The organism is Paenibacillus sp. Soil766 (genome assembly GCF_001428105.1).
In the GTDB taxonomy this organism is placed as follows: Bacteria; Bacillota; Bacilli; order Paenibacillales; family NBRC-103111; genus Paenibacillus_E.
Window position 1 is genome coordinate 242198 of the sequence record NZ_LMSJ01000059.1, and the last position, 17259, is coordinate 259456.

19 protein-coding genes are annotated in these 17259 nt (G+C 46.3%); all 19 read right to left on the minus strand.

Annotation, left to right across the window (positions count from 1 at the left end; all coding sequences use genetic code 11):
- Positions 1 to 20 precede the first annotated feature (20 nt).
- The 19 genes from trmD to ASG89_RS33920 all read right to left on the minus strand — a co-directional run bounded on the left by trmD (position 21) and on the right by ASG89_RS33920 (position 17232).
- Positions 21 to 770, minus strand: a complete 750-nt coding sequence (gene trmD, locus ASG89_RS33830) for a tRNA (guanosine(37)-N1)-methyltransferase TrmD (RefSeq protein ID WP_057315725.1) — start codon at positions 768 to 770, stop codon at positions 21 to 23.
- A complete protein-coding gene (gene rimM / locus ASG89_RS33835) occupies positions 767 to 1282 on the minus strand; it encodes a ribosome maturation factor RimM (RefSeq protein ID WP_057315768.1) in 516 nt (171 codons plus the stop codon). Before rimM ends, trmD begins: the two co-directional genes overlap by 4 nt.
- Before the next feature lie 82 nt (positions 1283 to 1364).
- Complete coding sequence (locus ASG89_RS33840) at positions 1365 to 1595, minus strand: KH domain-containing protein (RefSeq protein WP_028558246.1); 231 nt, start codon at positions 1593 to 1595, stop codon at positions 1365 to 1367.
- A gap of 26 nt (positions 1596 to 1621) precedes the next feature.
- Positions 1622 to 1894: a 30S ribosomal protein S16 gene (gene rpsP, locus ASG89_RS33845; RefSeq protein WP_028558245.1), complete on the minus strand. Its 273-nt coding sequence runs from the start codon at positions 1892 to 1894 to the stop codon at positions 1622 to 1624.
- A 37-nt stretch (positions 1895 to 1931) separates the two neighbouring features.
- On the minus strand, positions 1932 to 3290 hold the full coding sequence (gene ffh, locus ASG89_RS33850; RefSeq protein ID WP_057315726.1) for a signal recognition particle protein: 1359 nt from the start codon (positions 3288 to 3290) through the stop codon (positions 1932 to 1934).
- A gap of 30 nt (positions 3291 to 3320) precedes the next feature.
- Positions 3321 to 3671 (minus strand): putative DNA-binding protein, encoded by a 351-nt coding sequence (locus ASG89_RS33855; RefSeq protein ID WP_057315727.1) that lies wholly within the window; start codon positions 3669 to 3671, stop codon positions 3321 to 3323.
- A gap of 81 nt (positions 3672 to 3752) precedes the next feature.
- Positions 3753 to 4742, minus strand: coding sequence for a signal recognition particle-docking protein FtsY (gene ftsY / locus ASG89_RS33860; protein WP_057315728.1), 990 nt, complete (start codon positions 4740 to 4742; stop codon positions 3753 to 3755).
- A 33-nt stretch (positions 4743 to 4775) separates the two neighbouring features.
- The gene (gene smc / locus ASG89_RS33865; RefSeq protein WP_057315729.1) at positions 4776 to 8351 is read right to left on the minus strand and encodes a chromosome segregation protein SMC; all 3576 of its coding nucleotides are present in this window, start codon (positions 8349 to 8351) and stop codon (positions 4776 to 4778) included.
- Between the two features lie 94 nt (positions 8352 to 8445).
- The gene (gene rnc, locus ASG89_RS33870) at positions 8446 to 9147 is read right to left on the minus strand and encodes a ribonuclease III (protein ID WP_056624838.1); all 702 of its coding nucleotides are present in this window, start codon (positions 9145 to 9147) and stop codon (positions 8446 to 8448) included.
- A 60-nt stretch (positions 9148 to 9207) separates the two neighbouring features.
- A complete protein-coding gene (gene fabF, locus ASG89_RS33875; protein ID WP_057315730.1) occupies positions 9208 to 10443 on the minus strand; it encodes a beta-ketoacyl-ACP synthase II in 1236 nt (411 codons plus the stop codon).
- Between the two features lie 91 nt (positions 10444 to 10534).
- Positions 10535 to 10768 (minus strand): acyl carrier protein, encoded by a 234-nt coding sequence (gene acpP, locus ASG89_RS33880; RefSeq protein WP_028558238.1) that lies wholly within the window; start codon positions 10766 to 10768, stop codon positions 10535 to 10537.
- A gap of 84 nt (positions 10769 to 10852) precedes the next feature.
- Entirely contained in the window at positions 10853 to 11593 is a 741-nt protein-coding gene (gene fabG, locus ASG89_RS33885) for a 3-oxoacyl-[acyl-carrier-protein] reductase (RefSeq protein WP_057315731.1), read from the minus strand.
- Entirely contained in the window at positions 11580 to 12530 is a 951-nt protein-coding gene (fabD, locus tag ASG89_RS33890; RefSeq protein ID WP_057315732.1) for an ACP S-malonyltransferase, read from the minus strand. Before fabD ends, fabG begins: the two co-directional genes overlap by 14 nt.
- 68 nt (positions 12531 to 12598) lie before the next feature.
- Positions 12599 to 13585 (minus strand): beta-ketoacyl-ACP synthase III, encoded by a 987-nt coding sequence (locus ASG89_RS33895; RefSeq protein ID WP_057315733.1) that lies wholly within the window; start codon positions 13583 to 13585, stop codon positions 12599 to 12601.
- Positions 13582 to 14586 (minus strand): phosphate acyltransferase PlsX, encoded by a 1005-nt coding sequence (gene plsX / locus ASG89_RS33900; protein ID WP_057315734.1) that lies wholly within the window; start codon positions 14584 to 14586, stop codon positions 13582 to 13584. Before plsX ends, ASG89_RS33895 begins: the two co-directional genes overlap by 4 nt.
- A complete protein-coding gene (fapR, locus tag ASG89_RS33905; RefSeq protein ID WP_414813328.1) occupies positions 14570 to 15184 on the minus strand; it encodes a transcription factor FapR in 615 nt (204 codons plus the stop codon). The genes plsX and fapR overlap by 17 nt, the downstream gene beginning before the upstream one ends.
- A 118-nt stretch (positions 15185 to 15302) precedes the next feature.
- Positions 15303 to 15476, minus strand: a complete 174-nt coding sequence (rpmF, locus tag ASG89_RS33910) for a 50S ribosomal protein L32 (protein WP_056624823.1) — start codon at positions 15474 to 15476, stop codon at positions 15303 to 15305.
- A 37-nt stretch (positions 15477 to 15513) separates the two neighbouring features.
- A complete protein-coding gene (locus ASG89_RS33915; protein ID WP_057315736.1) occupies positions 15514 to 16023 on the minus strand; it encodes a YceD family protein in 510 nt (169 codons plus the stop codon).
- Positions 16024 to 16110: 87 nt separating this feature from the next.
- Positions 16111 to 17232 carry a SepM family pheromone-processing serine protease gene (locus ASG89_RS33920; RefSeq protein WP_057315737.1) on the minus strand — a complete coding sequence of 374 codons (1122 nt, stop codon included), beginning with the start codon at positions 17230 to 17232 and terminating at the stop codon, positions 16111 to 16113.
- Positions 17233 to 17259: the final 27 nt, after the last annotated feature.

Below are 17259 nucleotides of genomic sequence, written 5' to 3' on the forward strand. Positions count from 1 at the left end.
CAGACTTAACTATTTTGTTCTTATTTTTCCTTTTTCCATTCAGCCACCCATAGCTTTTCCTCTTTGGACAATATTCTGCCCTCAAGCAAATCTGGCCGACGTTCTAAGGTCCGGATGAGCGACTCTTTGTTCCGCCATTTTTTCACATTGGCATGGTGACCAGATAAAAGCATCTCAGGAACTTCCCAATCTCTGAACTTGGCGGGGCGTGTGTAATGCGGATACTCAAGTAGTCCTGTCGAGAAAGAATCCGTCACAGCGGACATCTCATTCCCAAGCACACCAGGTAGAAGCCTCACTACGCTGTCTATAACGACCATAGCAGGTATTTCACCGCCGGTCAGTACATAATCACCAACAGACAACTCGTCCGTCACCAGGTACTGCCTAATCCGTTCATCATAACCCTCATAGTGTCCACAAATAAACACCAGATGCTCTTCGCCGGCCAGCTCTTCCGCTTTCTTTTGAGTGAAGGTCTCTCCCTGTGGACATAACAGGATGACCCGCGGCTTTACTGCTTCGCCTTCAGCTGTTTGATGCGTTGGCAAATCTTCGACGGCACCAAAAATCGGCTCTGGCTTGAGCACCATGCCCCCGCCGCCGCCATAAGGGTAATCGTCAACTGTATTATGCTTGTTCGTGGAATAGTCCCGGAAATTAACCGTACTGAGCGAAACGATTCCTTTATCACGTGCTTTCCCTAAAATACTAGAAGAGAACACGCCCTCAAACATTTCTGGGAATAAGGTTAAGACATCAACTCTCATTCCAATAATCCTTCCATCAGATGAATCCGAATTGTTTTGTTCGGAATATCCACTTTTAGAATGACATCATCTATCACGGGAAGTAATAGCTGCTTGCCTTTAGGTAAAGAAACCACCCAGACATCATTGGCTCCTGGTGTTAGTATTTCAGAGATCAGTCCCAGCTCTTGTTCATCTTCTGTAACGACTTTACAGCCGATGATTTCTTGATAATAATACTCTCCCTCTTCGAGCGGCTGTTGATTTTTAGCTTCAATTTTGAGCAGGGAGCCTTTAAATTTCTCAACATCATTAATATTCGAGAATTGACTGAACAAGACAATAAATACGTTTTTATGTAAGCGGGACGTTTTCACTGTCACCGGCGTTTGCTTATTTTGAGAGTCTACAATAATCAATGAATTTCCCACATCGAACCGTTCTGGAAAATCTGTTTCAGGCACGATTTTTAACTCTCCACGAATCCCGTGGCTATTTACGACTTTCCCAACCGTCACTAATTTCTCTGTCATATGCGCTTGCCCAACCTCCACATTAAATTACCTTCTTTTCATATGCGAAAAAAGGCTAGGAATTGAATCCTAACCTCATTTCTTATGAAACGATTTCAACGGCTACCCGTTTCGTTTCTTTCACAGCTGCCGACGTGACAACCGTACGGAGCGATTTCGCAATCTTGCCTTGCTTGCCAATCACTTTACCGACATCGTCGGGATGAACAGAAAGCCTGTACTCGATCTTGTCCTCTTTCTCCACCACAGCGACACGTACCTCTTCCGGATGATCGACAAGAGCCTTAGCAATAACGGTGATAAGATCCTTCATGAACCCACCCTCCGAAAGATAACAGATTACTTCTGTAATTTCAGCTCGTGAAACTTAGTCATCAAACCTGCTTTTGAGAACAGGCTGCGAACTGTATCGGACGGTTGAGCGCCAGTTTGAAGCCATTTAAGCGCTTTTTCCTCATCAAGAACCACAGCTGCTGGTTCAGCAATTGGATTATAAGTACCGATTTCTTCGATAAAACGACCATCACGCGGGGAACGGGAATCCGAAACCACGACACGGTAGAAAGGAGCTTTATGAGCGCCTACACGTTTAAGACGAATACGTACTGCCATTGAAAAATCACCTCCTACTTAGAATAAACACCATTATTTAAAAGGGGAATTTGAATCCCTTGCCTAACTTCTTCATGCCTTTGGCACCTTTCGGTCCCATCATACCCGAGAATTGCTTCATCATCTTGCGCATATCATCAAATTGCTTGATGAAACGATTGACTTCCTGCACCGTATTCCCGCTCCCTGCTGCAATCCGCTTACGACGATTTGCATTTAGCAGCTCAGGCTTACGCTTCTCTTCGGTTGTCATGGATTTCACAATAGCTTCAACGCGAGCCATTTGCTTCTCATCCACCTTCATGTCTTTCATACCTTTAATCTTGTTCGCACCAGGCAGCATATCAAGAATTTGGTCAAGCGGCCCCATCTTCTTCACTTGCTCCATTTGCTCAATGAAATCCTCGAAGGTAAATTCGGCGTTGCGCATCTTGCGCTCCATCTCTTTCGCCTTATCCATATCGATACCAGCTTGCGCCTTCTCGATTAAGGAGAGCATATCGCCCATGCCGAGAATTCTTGATGCCATTCGGTCAGGGTAAAATGGCTCTAAAGCATCCATTTTCTCGCCGCTGGCTACGAATTTAATCGGACAACCTGTTACCGCCTTGACGGATAACGCAGCACCACCGCGTGTATCTCCATCTAGTTTGGTTAACACAACACCGGATAATTCAAGCTGTTGATGGAAGCTTTCTGCAACATTGACTGCATCTTGCCCTGTCATCGCATCGACAACTAGCAAAATCTCATCTGGACTCGTAGCTTCACGAACATTCTTGAGCTCGTCCATGAGGTTCTCATCAATATGCAAGCGACCTGCGGTATCGATAATCACGTAGTCATTGCCGTTATCCTTCGCGTGTTGAAGACCCGCTTTGGCAATCTCGACAGGGTTTACTTTATCCCCTAGTGAGAACACCGGCACTTTCAGTTGTTCACCCAGCACTTCCAACTGCTTAATCGCCGCGGGACGATAAATATCACACGCAACAAGAAGCGGTCGGTGGTTCTGTTTCATCAACATTTTAGCTAATTTACCAGAGGTCGTTGTTTTACCAGCCCCTTGTAAACCCGCCATCATAATAACCGTTGGCGGTCGATTCGAACGAGCTAGCTTACTTTGTGTACCACCCATTAGGGCTGTAAGCTCTTTGTTCACGATATCGATAACAACCATGCCCGGTGTGAAAGATTTCAGAACTTCTTGTCCGATCGCTTGCTCTTTCACTTTCGCAATAAAGTCTTTCACAACTTTAAAGTTAACGTCCGCTTCAAGCAGTGCCAATCGTACCTCGCGAAGCGCTTCGCCTACATCCTCTTCCGTCAGCTTACCTTTGCTTCTCAGCTTGCCGAACACATTCTGCAATCGGTTTGCTAATCCTTCAAATGCCATGCGCTTCACCTCCTGCTTCTAACTAAGGTTTCAATCCATGCCTACTATTGTATCAAAAAGCTCTGTCACTTTCCTCTTTAGCGCCGGATCACAATCACTCAATCCAACAACTAAGTCTTGACGCAGCTTCATGCGTTGTTCGTGCTTATGTAACAGCTTTAACTTACTCTCATATTCGTGAAGTGTCAATTCCGCACGTTTGATATGCTCATAGACCGCTTGGCGGCTGATCGTGAAGTTCTCAGCAATCTCCCCGAGGGAGTAATCATCATGGAAGTACAGTTCAAGAAATGTTCGCTGCTTATCGGTCAACAATGGTTCATAGAAATCAAACAGCAGGTTAATGCGATTCGTTTTCTCCAACATAGGATCGACAGTCATAATCTACCTCCGTAAAGGTTGCACACTTGACAGCAGCACAACAGAACCTATCATACTGAATTCCAAGATGATTGTCAAGCATTATACCTTGTCAGTATTTTCACCAATCCATTTACCAAATAGCGCATGCACAAATTGCTCAGAATCGAACGCTTGGAGATCATCCATTTTCTCACCGAGCCCTACAAACTTAACCGGCAGTGAGAGTTCCTGACGGATCGCCACGACGATCCCGCCCTTTGCTGTTCCATCTAATTTGGACAATACCAAGCCCGTCAAACCTGTTTTATCACCGAATAGCTTAGCTTGACTAAGAGCATTTTGACCAGTCGTAGCATCCAGAACAAGGATAACTTCGTGGGGAGCATCCGGTACTTCACGTTGGATTACACGATAAATCTTGTTAAGCTCCTCCATCAAATTCACTTTGTTCTGCAGACGCCCCGCCGTATCACATAAAAGAATATCAACACCACGCGTTTTGGCCGCCTGTACAGCATCGTACATAACCGCGGCAGGATCTGCGCCAGATTGTTGCTTAATCACATCAACGCCTACACGCTCGCCCCAAGTCTCAAGCTGCTCAATGGCGCCGGCACGGAACGTATCTCCAGCAGCCATCAACACCTTCTTCCCTTGCGATTTGAACATGTGAGCCATTTTGCCGATCGTGGTCGTTTTACCTACGCCGTTAACACCAACGAATAAGATGACTGTTAAGCCATTGGGATTGATGTTCAGTCCCGCATCTGCATCACCTTTTAGCAGCTCAATCAGTTTTTCCGAAAGGATCGGTTGAAGCTCGGCTGGATCTTCAATTTTACGTTTTTTAACCTCTGCACGAAGCTCATCAATCAATTTCAGAACTGTATTCACACCAACGTCAGCGCCAATTAGGATTTCTTCCAGTTCTTCGTAAAAATCTTCATCTATCTTCTTGCGACGGCTAAATAAATCATCAACACGGTTCACGAACGCATCACGCGTTTTCGTTAGGCCTTCTTTAAATTTATTCGTTACCGCCTCGGCTTTGCCTGAGATACTTTCTTTCAATCGTTTAAAAAAACTCATAGTTCCTCCTGTTATTTATCCTATAATTTCACCCTAAGAAGCTGTCATCGTCGCTTCCTCATCCTCTAAACGGACAGAAACAAGCTTAGAAACCCCGCCTTCTTGCATGGTGACGCCATACAACACATCCGCTTCTTCCATCGTACCTTTCCGATGTGTCACAACGATAAATTGCGTCATCTCCGAGAACTCCCGTAAATATTCGGCAAAACGAGATACGTTCGCCTCATCTAACGCCGCTTCTACTTCATCCAGTACGCAGAATGGCACTGGTTTTACACGAATAATTGAGAACAAGAGCGCAATCGCAGTCAATGCACGTTCGCCACCGGATAGCAATTGCAGGTTTTGCAGCTTTTTGCCTGGCGGCTGAGCCACAATCTCAATGCCTGTGTCAAGCATGTTCTCAGGCTCCGACAGAATTAAATCTGCGCGACCGCCACCGAACAGCTTTGCAAATACGACTCCAAAATGGGAGCGAATCGCATCGAACGTCGTTTTAAAGCGTTTGGACATCTCCTGATCCATCTCCCGAATGACCTGATACAAGGTCGTTTTCGCTTCGATCAGATCATCCTTCTGCGAACTCAAGAAGTCGAAGCGTTCAGATACTCGCGCGTACTCCTCAATCGCACCAAGGTTCACATCACCTAGAGATGCTATTTCTCGTTTCAACTCACGCACTTTAGTCTGTGTACCCTGAATATCCTCTGGTACGGGGTAACGCATTTTTGCCAGCTCATAGCTAAGCTCATATTCCTCAGCAAGCTTTTTGAGCAGATTCTCAAGCTCCACATCAAGACGGGTCACACGGACCTCGGTTTGATGGAGATTTTCTTCTACTTGCTTCAGCTGGATACGCTGTGTACGTGTCTCATTCTCGCCGTGTTCGAGCTTTTGTAACCAGTCCATACGCTCGGCACGCTTGAACTCAATACTTTCGGAGCACTGCTGCTTCTTCAGCTTCAAATCATTTAATAGCTCAATTTGCAGTACTGTTTCTTGTTCAAGTGTGGCCATATCACTCTCTAACTGAGTTAACAGACCGCGATTGACCTCTATCTCACGGTCCACATCACCTAGATCTTGTTGCAAACGTCTTTGTTGGTCTTGAAGGGATTGCTTCTCTTGTGAAGTTGAGGCCACTTTCACCTTCAAATCCGTCAGTTGGCTTTGCAGCTCTTCTTTTTGGGATTCACTTGCCTTACGTGAGCTCTCGGCATCACGAATCGCTTGTTGAAGAGAAGCTTCTTCTTCTTGAAGCTGCGCGAGAGTTGCTTCGCTTTCTACCTTCTTGCGGCCAAAGTCAGTTCGTTCTCCCATTAGCGCGCCTCTGTCTTGGCTATCCAACGTCAGCTGTTCTTCGACTGTACGGCTTTCCGATTCCAGCGGATTTAATTCCGCGCGAATTTGCTGCTCCGTAATCCGTTGTTGCTCACCTAATAGCCGCAGCTGTTCAACCTTTAACATTTCATCGGTAATCTCACGCTTCAATGAGCTGGATTGACTTCGCAAACCGCTGAGCTGCCCGTCAGAAGTGGCAATTTCAGCATCGAGTTCTTCAATTTGACGTTGACGGCCTAATAAATTCGTGGACTTCTTCTGTAAGCTTCCGCCCGTCATGGAACCACCAGGGTTAACAACGTCTCCCTCAAGCGTCACGACACGGTAGCGATATTGTGCTTTGGCCGCGATATGATTGGCATCTTCCAGACTCTCAGCAATGACGACATTCCCTAATAAACTGGAGAATATATTCGTATATGTCGAATCGAAAGAAACGAGATCAACAGCGATCCCTACAAAGCCTTTAGAGGCCTTCAACGTCTGACTCTCATGTTCAGATATCGAGCGTCCGCGAATGACATTCATGGGCAGGAACGTAGCTCGTCCCATTTGACGACGCTTCAGGAAAGCAATCGCTTCTCGGCCATCAGCTTCCGTCTCGACGACGATATTTTGCAAGGCTCCGCCTAAGGCTGTTTCTATGGCTACTTCCACATTGGCGGGAACTTTGACAAGCTCAGCAACCGCTCCGCGAATACCACGCAGATCTTTGCGTGTTTTCGCTTTAAGCACTTCCTTAACACCTTGTTGGAAGCCATCGTAATCATTGGCCATTTCTTTCATGGTGTCGCGGCGGGAAATTAACGAATCGAGCTTTTGCTCCCATTTCCGCACCATCGTCTGCGCTTCATCCAGCAACCCTTGCTTACTCTTTAACGCTTGGGTTAATTGAACATATTCTTGCCTTGCACGCTCAATGTCTCCAACCGTTTCTTGCAATTTGGTTGAAAGCTCCTGCTTACGGCGCGTAATACTTTCCCGTTGATCCGCCCATTTCTGACGTTCCTCATCAAGTCTTTCCAATCGACGTCCAATGCTTTCGATTTGCTGCTCGGCGTAGCGAATTTCATTGCGAGACTGTGCCATACGGTTGAGTGTTTCCAACAACTCACCCTTCAACTGATCTTCAGGCGAAGAACTGATTCCTCCGCTTACTCCTTGCAAGCGCTGCTCTTCCGCAGTCAGCTTCGCTTGGAATTCGAACAACTGCGCACCGATTTGGATGATTTTATCACGCTGTTCGCTCAAATCTGCTTCTTTATCCACCTTACGCTGCTCTTGCATAGCAATTGCGGTGCTAAGTTGCTGATGATTTGTCACATAGTTCTTCTTCCGTTCTTTGAGAACCTCACCGTGACCCTCACACTTCTCGAACTCTTCACTCAGACCCAACAGACTCTCTTGCAGCGTTTCTAGTTCCTCTTCCAGCCTGCGCGTTTCTAGGCGATGCTTTTCCAAATGCGCATCATGTTTGCTTACAATTGTAGACAATTCTGTTTGCTCTTTCGTTAACTTCTCCAGCAACTGCGTAGCGTCATTCCATGCTACATAGATCTGATCAATCTGATGAACATACATCGAGATCTCACTGCTCTTGAGCGTTTCTTTCAATTCTTTAAAACGAATCGCTTTCTCCGCCTGATCACGAAGTGGCTCAACTTGATCTTCGAGCTCCGAGACTAAATCATGAATCCGCAGCAAATTCTGCTCGGTATCGTTTAATTTCTTCTCCGCTTCGCGTTTTCGTGATTTATATTTAACAATCCCCGAAGCTTCTTCAAAGATGCCTCGACGATCTTCCGATTTCGTACTCAAGATTTCTTCAATTCGCCCTTGTCCAATAATGGAATACGCTTCTTTTCCGATACCGGTGTCCATGAACAACTCCGTGATATCCTTCAAGCGACAAGGTTGTTTATTAATCAAATATTCACTATCGCCATTACGATGTACTCTACGTGTTACTGTGACTTCATTGAAGTCTAACGGCAGCGATTGCGACGTATTATCTAAAGTTAATGAAACTTCCCCATAATTCACTGCACGACGTGCATCACTGCCCGCAAAAATGACATCTTCCATTTTACCGCCACGCAATGATTTCGCGCTCTGCTCCCCTAACACCCAACGGATCCCGTCCGAGATATTGCTCTTCCCACTCCCGTTAGGACCTACAACCGCGGTTATACCTCGTACAAATTCGAGTTCCGTCCGATCCGCGAATGATTTAAATCCGGATAATTCGATCCGTTTCAAAAACATGGTCTCACCTCAAAAAGTATTGTAACATATCGCCTATCAAAATATGAGAAAAAAACAAAAAAGGCAGCAGCTGCCGCCTCTTCTGGTTATTCCACTATCGTAGTACGGTTACGTTTAATTTGGACAGTGCACCAGCAGCAGCCTGCTGTTCCGCCTCTTTCTTAGAACGACCAGCACCGGTTCCCAGAAGCTCGCCATCCATGTGCACTTCTGCAACGAACTCTCGCTCATGCGCAGGCCCACGTTCATTCACAATCCGGTATTCCAAGGAACCCATATTATGATGTTGGGTATGCTCTTGCAATTGCGTCTTGTAATCAATCACAAGCAGCTTGCCCTCACTAGAGATTTTGGCAAATACATGCTTCTGTAGAAACACTTTTACCGTGTCTAATCCTTGGTCTAAATATAAAGCGCCAACAAAGGATTCGAACACATCTGCCAATAACGCCGGCCGAGAGCGTCCTCCCGTCAACTCTTCTCCTTTGCCCAGTAAGACAAAAGATCCAAAATCCAAATCTTCGGCAAATGTCACGAGCGACGGCTCGCATACAATGGATGCCCTCAGCTTCGTTAATTCACCTTCTGAACGCCCAGGATAAGATTCATATAAAAATTCCGAAACTGTTAATTCTAGTACGGCATCTCCAAGAAACTCAAGCCGTTCATTATCTTTATGCCCAGCAATACGATGTTCATTCACATAGGAAGAGTGAGTGAAAGCTTGCTTCAACAGCTCCATTTTGCGAAAAGAAACGCCTAACTGCTTCTGTAAATCCTTAATTTCACGGTTCACTTCGTACCTCACCACCCGGAGAGAATGATATTCCGTTATCTTTCGTCGCAGGCATGGTAATTATGCTTGAAATTTCTTCATGATGATTGTTGCATTGTGGCCGCCGAAGCCGAAAGAGTTCGACATCGCAATTTCTACGTTCGCTTCACGCGCTTTGTTTGGCACATAATCCAAATCACACTCTGGATCTTGATTATCCAAGTTGATTGTAGGAGCAATTAGACTATTAGCGATTGTTAATCCACAAATGACAGCTTCCACACCGCCAGCAGCGCCAAGTAAATGCCCTGTCATGGATTTCGTCGAGCTAACTGCAACCTTGTACGCATGTTCGCCCAATGCTTTCTTAATAGCAATTGTTTCTGATTTATCACCAACTGGCGTCGAAGTACCATGAGCGTTGATGTAGGTAATCGCCTCAGGCTCAATTTTCGCATCCTTAATCGCTTTCACCATACAACGCGCAGCGCCATCTGGGTCTGGATCTGTCATATGATAAGCGTCTCCGCTCATGCCGTAGCCGATAACTTCTGCATAGATGCGTGCGCCACGCTTCTGAGCATGCTCAAGTGACTCCAGAATGAGTACACCAGCGCCTTCACCCATCACAAAGCCATCACGACCTGTATCAAAAGGACGACTAGCCAAATGCGGCTCTTCATTGCGTGTTGACATCGCACGCAGTGCGCAGAAGCCTGCGACACCAATCGGCGTAATTGTCGCTTCAGCACCACCGCAGATCATCACATCTGCGTCGCCACGTTGAATCATTTTGAAAGAGTCACCAATGGAGTGTGTGCCAGTTGCACAAGCTGTTACAGCTGTGGAGTTCGGCCCTTTCGCCCCCGTGACCATCGATACATGACCAGATGCCATGTTCGCAATCATCATTGGGATAAAGAAAGGAGAAACACGTTTAGGACCCTTCTCTAACAAAATGCGATGCTGTTCTTCCCATGTATTCAAACCGCCAATGCCTGATCCAACTGAAACGCCTACGCGCTCTGGATCCGTATCTTCATTCACATTCAAATTCGCGTCTTTGAGTGCGTTTAAAGCACCTGCAACTGCGAATTGAACGAAACGGTCCATCCGGCGAGATTCTTTGCGATCCACATAGTTCTCAATATTGAAATCTTTAATTTCAGCTGCTATCCGTGTTGGGTATTCGCTTACATCAAAGTTCTCGATCATACCTACTCCGGATTTACCTGAAGAGAGGTTTCCCCAGAATGTTTCTAAATCTTGACCAAGGGCAGTAACTACGCCCATACCTGTAATTACAACTCTGTTCATTTGTACCACCTTCTATGTAGTCATTCATATTTTTTATTGTCAGGAATGGAGAGAAGTCCCGTCTTTATTAGAAACGGGACTCTGTAGACTATTACGTATGAGATTTTATGTAATTCGTAACTTCTCCTACTGTCGTAATCTTCTCAGCATCTTCATCTGAAATTTCTAAATCGAACTCATCTTCTAATTCCATTACTAATTCAACTACATCGAGAGAATCAGCACCTAGGTCTTCTTTGAAAGATGCTTCGAGGGTGACTTCAGCTTCATCAACCCCTAGACGATCGACTACAATTCGTTTAACACGATCCAATACGTCGGACATCCGGTTCACCTCCTCATTTGGTATTATACGAGAATCTTTGACAGATTGCCAGTAGACAATTTGAGATTCTCATTTCACAGAAACTTACATGTACATTCCGCCGTCAACATGGAGCGTTTGCCCTGTCATGTAAGAGGCATCGTCAGAAGCCAAGAAGCGAACTACCTTGGCAATTTCCTCTGGCTGCCCTAGGCGTTCCAGCGGGATTTGCTTCAGCATGTGGTCACGCATCTCAGCAGACAATTTGTCTGTCATATCGGTTTCAATAAAGCCTGGCGCTACGGCGTTTACAGTAATGCCACGCGAGGATAGCTCTCTCGCAGTCGCCTTCGTTAAACCGATTACACCTGCTTTTGCTGCTACATAGTTAGCTTGCCCCGGATTACCGAGCACGCCAACTACAGAAGATATATTGATAATTCGACCGAAGCGCTGCTTCATCATCGGACGCGTAACCGCTTTGACACAGTTGAACACGCCTTTGAGGTTCGTAGCGATGACTTGATCGAATTCTTCTTCTTTCATTCGCATGATTAAATTGTCTCTTGTTATGCCCGCATTATTCACGAGAATATCAATTTTACCAAAAACTTCTAGCGTTTGCTTCACAAGATCATCCGATTCTTGATAGCTGCTTACGTCTGCACGCAATTTAATCGCTTTGCGTCCCATTGCTTCAATTGCAGCAACAACCTCACCCGCAGCGGCTTCACTACCAGCGTAGTTAACCACAACATCGGCCCCATGCTCGGCCAAATGCAATGCAATTGCCCGACCAATGCCACGTGAAGCTCCTGTGACTAGCGCCACTTTACCCGTTAACATGATTGAGCACCTCCTGCTTGTACTTGTCCAGCGCTTCCAGGCTGCCTATCGACACAGTTTTCACCGTTTTGTCGACTTTCTTGATTAAGCCAGCGAGCACTGTTCCCGAGCCTAGCTCGATGAACGTATCCACGCCTTGGCTGATCAGGTACGTGATCGTGTCTTCCCATAAGACAGGGGAATATACCTGCTCCACCAGCAAGCCGCGAATATCGCTAGGCTGGGTCACAGGAAGAGCCGTTACGTTGGCGACAACGGGGACGGCTGCATCCTTCATCTCGATGGACGCGAGCACCTCTGCGAGGCGCTCCGAGGCTGGCTTCATGAGGGACGAGTGAAACGGCCCGCTCACTTCAAGTGGGATGGCACGCTTCGCGCCAGCTTCCTTGCAGCGTTCAACTACCGCTGCAACGCCTTCCTTACTGCCCGAGACGACAATCTGTCCCGGGCAGTTCACATTAGCGAGCTCCACGACGGAGCCGCCGCTGGTGATTGCCGTGCAAAGCTCCGTCAACGCTCCGCGCTCGGCTCCCAGCACGGCTGCCATGGCACCCAGGCCGCCAGGGACGGCCTGCTCCATGAACTCGCCGCGGGCCCGCACGGTGCGGACCGCGTCTTCGAACGCGAGCACGCCGGCTGCGACGAGCGCACTGTACTCGCCCAGACTATGTCCTGCGACATAGTCTGGCGTAATGCCAGCAGCCTTGAATGCTTCCAGACAAGCGATGCTTGTCGTGAGCAGCGCGGGCTGCGTGTGGTACGTGATCTTCAATTGGTCCTCTGGACCTTGGAAGATCAGATCGGACAAAGAAAAGCCCAGCGCTTCATTGGCGCGGTCGAAATAGTCCTTGGCAGTTGGCAACGCGTTGTATAGGTCTTGTCCCATACCAACGGATTGAGAGCCTTGGCCCGGAAATACAAATGCTATTTTACCCATACGAGAAAAGGATCCCCTTCCACGATATATTCAGTCATTTTTACTCATAAATAAGTTCGTTCAGTTCATTACCAAACTAATGCTGTCGCACCCCATGTGAGTCCGCCGCCAAATCCAACCAAGATAAGTCGATCACCTTCGTTTAATCTACCTTGTTCAGATGCTTCTGCTAACGCAACCGGAATGGAGGCTGCCGACATGTTACCATACTTGTCCAAGTTAATCATACATTTGTCTTCCGACAATTCCAAGCGATTCAATGAGGATTGAATAATCCGCATATTGGCTTGGTGAGGTACTAGCAGATCAATATCGGTCTTCTCCCAGCCTGCTTTACGAAGAGCTTCATCCGCAGCATTACCCATAATGCGAACAGCAAACTTGAAAACTTCTGCGCCCGCCATGTAGATGTAATGCAAACGTTGGTCAAGCGAGTTCTGTGAAGCAGGGTTACGGGAACCGCCGCCCTCAATTTTCAGAAGAGGACCTCCGGTACCATCTGCGCCTAATTCGAAGGATTTGAAGCCTCTTTCTTCCGGCACTTCACCAATGACAACTGCGCCTGCTCCATCTCCAAATAAAATGCAGGTATTGCGGTCTGTGTAATCGGTAATTTTGGACAAGCAATCCGCGCCAATAACAAGCGCATATTTATATGTACCTGTAGCAATGAAATTAGCAGCATTTGCAAGTCCATATACGAAACCTGAACAAGCTGCTGATAAATCGAACGCCGCTGCTTTCTTTGCTCCCAGTTTCTCTTGAAGAATACATGCTGTCGATGGGAATGACATATCCGGTGTAATCGTTGCTACGATGATCAAATCAAGTTGATCTGCTGTAATCCCTGCATTAGACAACGCTACATTGGAAGCTTCATAGCAGAGATCCGACGTAGCTTGTCCTTCTGCTGCGATTCTTCTTTCACGGATACCTGTTCGGGATACGATCCACTCATCATTCGTTTCCACCATGGTCTCTAGCTCTTGATTTGTTAAAATGCGTTCTGGTACATATTTACCCGTTCCGAGTACCCCAACTGGTATTAAGTTCATGTTGTTATATCTCGCTTCCCGCGGCTAATTTCGGCAGATATGGTGCCAACCAAATCATTTTGTAATGCGATTCTTGCTTGACGCACAGCATTCTTAATGGCATTTGCATCGGATGAACCATGACTTTTGAGGACTAGTCCATCAATACCAAGAAAAGGTGCAGCTCCATGTTCATTATAATCCAGCTTTTTCCGGAATTGTGTAAGACCCGGCTTTAGAACAGCTGCCGCTAGCTTCGTGAATATTGTTTTCGTGAACTCTTGTTTCAAGGCTGAAAAAATGGCGGACGCAGCGCCCTCAATTGATTTCAACATAATATTTCCAGCAAAGCCATCACAGACGATTACATCGCATTTTGCGCGAAGCACCTGAGAAGACTCTACATTACCAACAAAATGAATCGGCGCTTGTTCCATTAAAGGATATGCTGTTTTGGTTAATTCATTCCCTTTGGCCGATTCTGTCCCTACATTCAATAAACCTACGCGAGGCTTGGCTACACCGTGTACTTGGGAACGATAAATGCTGCCCATAATCGCATATTGGATCAATTGCTCTGGGGTTGCATCCATATTCGCTCCCAAATCCAAGGCAAGCACACCATGACCGTCCATCGTCGGGATCATAGGGGCTAAAGCTGGACGTTCAATACCAGGAATTCTTCCTACAATAAGCAATCCGGTTGTCATTAGTGCTCCCGTATTGCCAGCAGAAATCATAGCTTCTGCTTCTTTGTCCCGAACTAGTCTTCCTGCCACAACCATGGAAGCATCTTTCTTCCGACGAACCGCTTTAACGGGCTCATCCTCGGCTTCAATGACTTCTTCCGCATGATGAATCGTTAGGTTATCCGGCCTCTCTGTGAGATGAGCTTCTATCGCCGCGCTGTTACCGACTAGAATGATATGTACATCCTTCCACTCTTTCGCCGCTGCGAGAGCACCCTCAACTACGATCTTAGGCGCATGATCTCCGCCCATTGCATCAATCGCGATCCGCATGGAGCTTGTCCTCCCTATCTAGATGTTGCTCTTTCTTCGAATGAAAGATGACAAAGTTGCCTCGAAACACCGTCTCTTCGCCCACATAAGTGAACACCTCCACACGTGCTTTTCCTTTGGAAACAGATCGCACATAGGCTTTGGCGACACACTTCTCTCCCAGCTTTACTGAGCGTACAAATCGAATATCAGCTGAGGCTGTTAAAGCAATTGGATCGTCAATGACAGCTACAGCCAACGAGTTGGCTTGTGAGAAAATATGATGTCCTCTGGCAATTTTGGTTCTGGAAAAAATATGGTCTTCTTTAATTTCAAAAATTGAAATACCGCTCTGATCCAATTGTAAGTCAATAACTTCTCCAATAACTTCATCAATTGGAAGTGAACGTACAGGATCATACGTTTTGACGGCCATGTGCTTCATACGTTCCCGCAATTCAGGAATACCGAGCTCTAATCGATCCAAGCGGACAGTTTGGATACTAACCCCAAACGTTCGCATCAATTCCTCATCCGTCATAAATGGGTTCGCTTCAATGGACTGCAAAAGTTGCTGCTGCCTTTGTCGTTTAGGAAGGCGTTCGATGGTAAGCACCACCTTATCTCGTGAGATCTCATCTTATTACCAGATACTAAACTGTAGTATATTAAATTTACAACCAAAAAGAAAGCAAAAAAAATAGCACCTCACCTAGGATGAAGTACTATGTCCAATCTTATGCTTTTACGATCTCTCTGCTTTTGTACGTTCCGCAAGACTTGCACACGTGGTGTGCTAGTTTCAGTTCTGCACATTGTTCACATTTCACCATGCCTGGAACTTCCAATTTAAAGTGAGTACGACGCTTGTCGCGACGAGTTTTGGACGTTCTTCTTTGAGGTACTGCCATCTTTAAAACACCTCCTTATACGATTCTCGGCGTTGCCTTATTCTTTGTTAAAAAAGTCCGCGAGACCTGCAAGTCTAGGATCAATCTTATCCGTCTTACAGCCGCAATTCCTTGCATTGCGATTTTCTCCGCACACGGGACAGAGACCTTTGCACGCTTCGTCACAAAGTGGTATGTACGGTAAACCGACCACTACATTCTCTACAACGTAAGGCTCCAAATCTACTTTATCCCCAACCACAAGATGAATGTCCTCGTCTAGCTCTGGATCTTCTTCTTCCGGCTCCTGCATGAAAACTTCCTTGAAAGGAAGCTTAATTGTTTGGTTCGTGTGCGTTAAGCATCGGGAACAGCTTAACTCCAAGTCTAGCGTTAACGTACCGTTAACTTTAACTACTCCTTCTTCATACTTTGCATGAAGATTTGCATGAACAGGTCCATGGTTAAGAATGTCTTGACGACCCTCGAAAGGTTCCGTCAAATTCATAACTTCGCTCATAGGTACCGATTGCCCTTGCAGAGATAGTTCTCTAAAACGAATTTGCATGATATCACCCCAAACAAACAAAAATTATTATATCTATTATGCATACCTTTTGTCAATTTAAATAATATTATTTGAGCTAGATATGCCTTATTTCGGAGGCAAAGCTGCTAAATATTTCAAGGCATCTTCCATCGTTCCGATTTCAACGATTTTCATCTTCGTCTTAATTTGCTTCGCTCTTTTGACCGCATCGGAGTAATTCTCGATCTTTGTCCCGTCTTTGTAGGTCATATTTTTGGGTGCAAAGAAAATTTCCGCCTTTTCCCGATCCGCTGCAATAATCTTGTGTTGGATACCACCAATCGGTCCTACGGTGCCATCTGCTTCAATTGTACCCGTTCCTGCAATGCGATAGCCCTTGGTAATATCCTCTGGTACAAGCTGATTAAATATTTCCAAGGAAAACATAAGACCAGCTGACGGCCCTCCGATATCACCAGCCTTAATGGTCACCTGCTGATCTTCCAGATCAGCTTTTACCGATTGCATCCCCGCTGGAACGACACCAATCCCCGCCCGCGGTACCGTTTCTCCCTCTTGAAGCGGCAACGCGCCCAACGTCAGCGTCGTCTGCATTTCCGTTTTCTTCCTTGCATACGTGATGGAAATGGTGTCTCCTGCTTTTTTGCCTACGAGAGAGTCCAGTAGGTCTTGGGCTACTTTCACCTCTTTGTCACCAGCCTTCAAAAGCACATCCCCTGGTTTAAGCACCTTCTCACCTGACAAACCTGGGACCGTTTGAAGAACCATCACACCCTCATGATCAATATGAAATGGAACCTTGGCCTCGGTATAAGCTGCTTGAATCGCACTAGCCTGTGAGGTTAACATAACGTATTCCTGACGCTGTGAATACTCTTGCTCGGACTCCCCTTGCTTGAGTACAGCCTTTTTCGGCTGGATCTCTTCATACGGATGAACGAGTCCTACCACATAGTTCACAACATTGGCATCAGCTACGCGCACAGTAGTTAGCATGAGTTTCCCTTTTTCTTGGCCTGTGCTTTTGGAAATTGATACCATAGGCTTGATTTCTTCCGCAGTTCCCGGCATAAAAACAAAAAAGGGCAACCGCACAAAAAACAGCAAATATACAATGATGATCCCGACGAGCGCAGAAACTAGGTAACGTCTAGTTGCTGAGCTTCTTGGATATCGATATGAATCATTCGACCACGTACGTATCGTGCTCTCTTCTTCCTTATCCATACAGGTTCCCCTTTCCTGTTGCTTTCA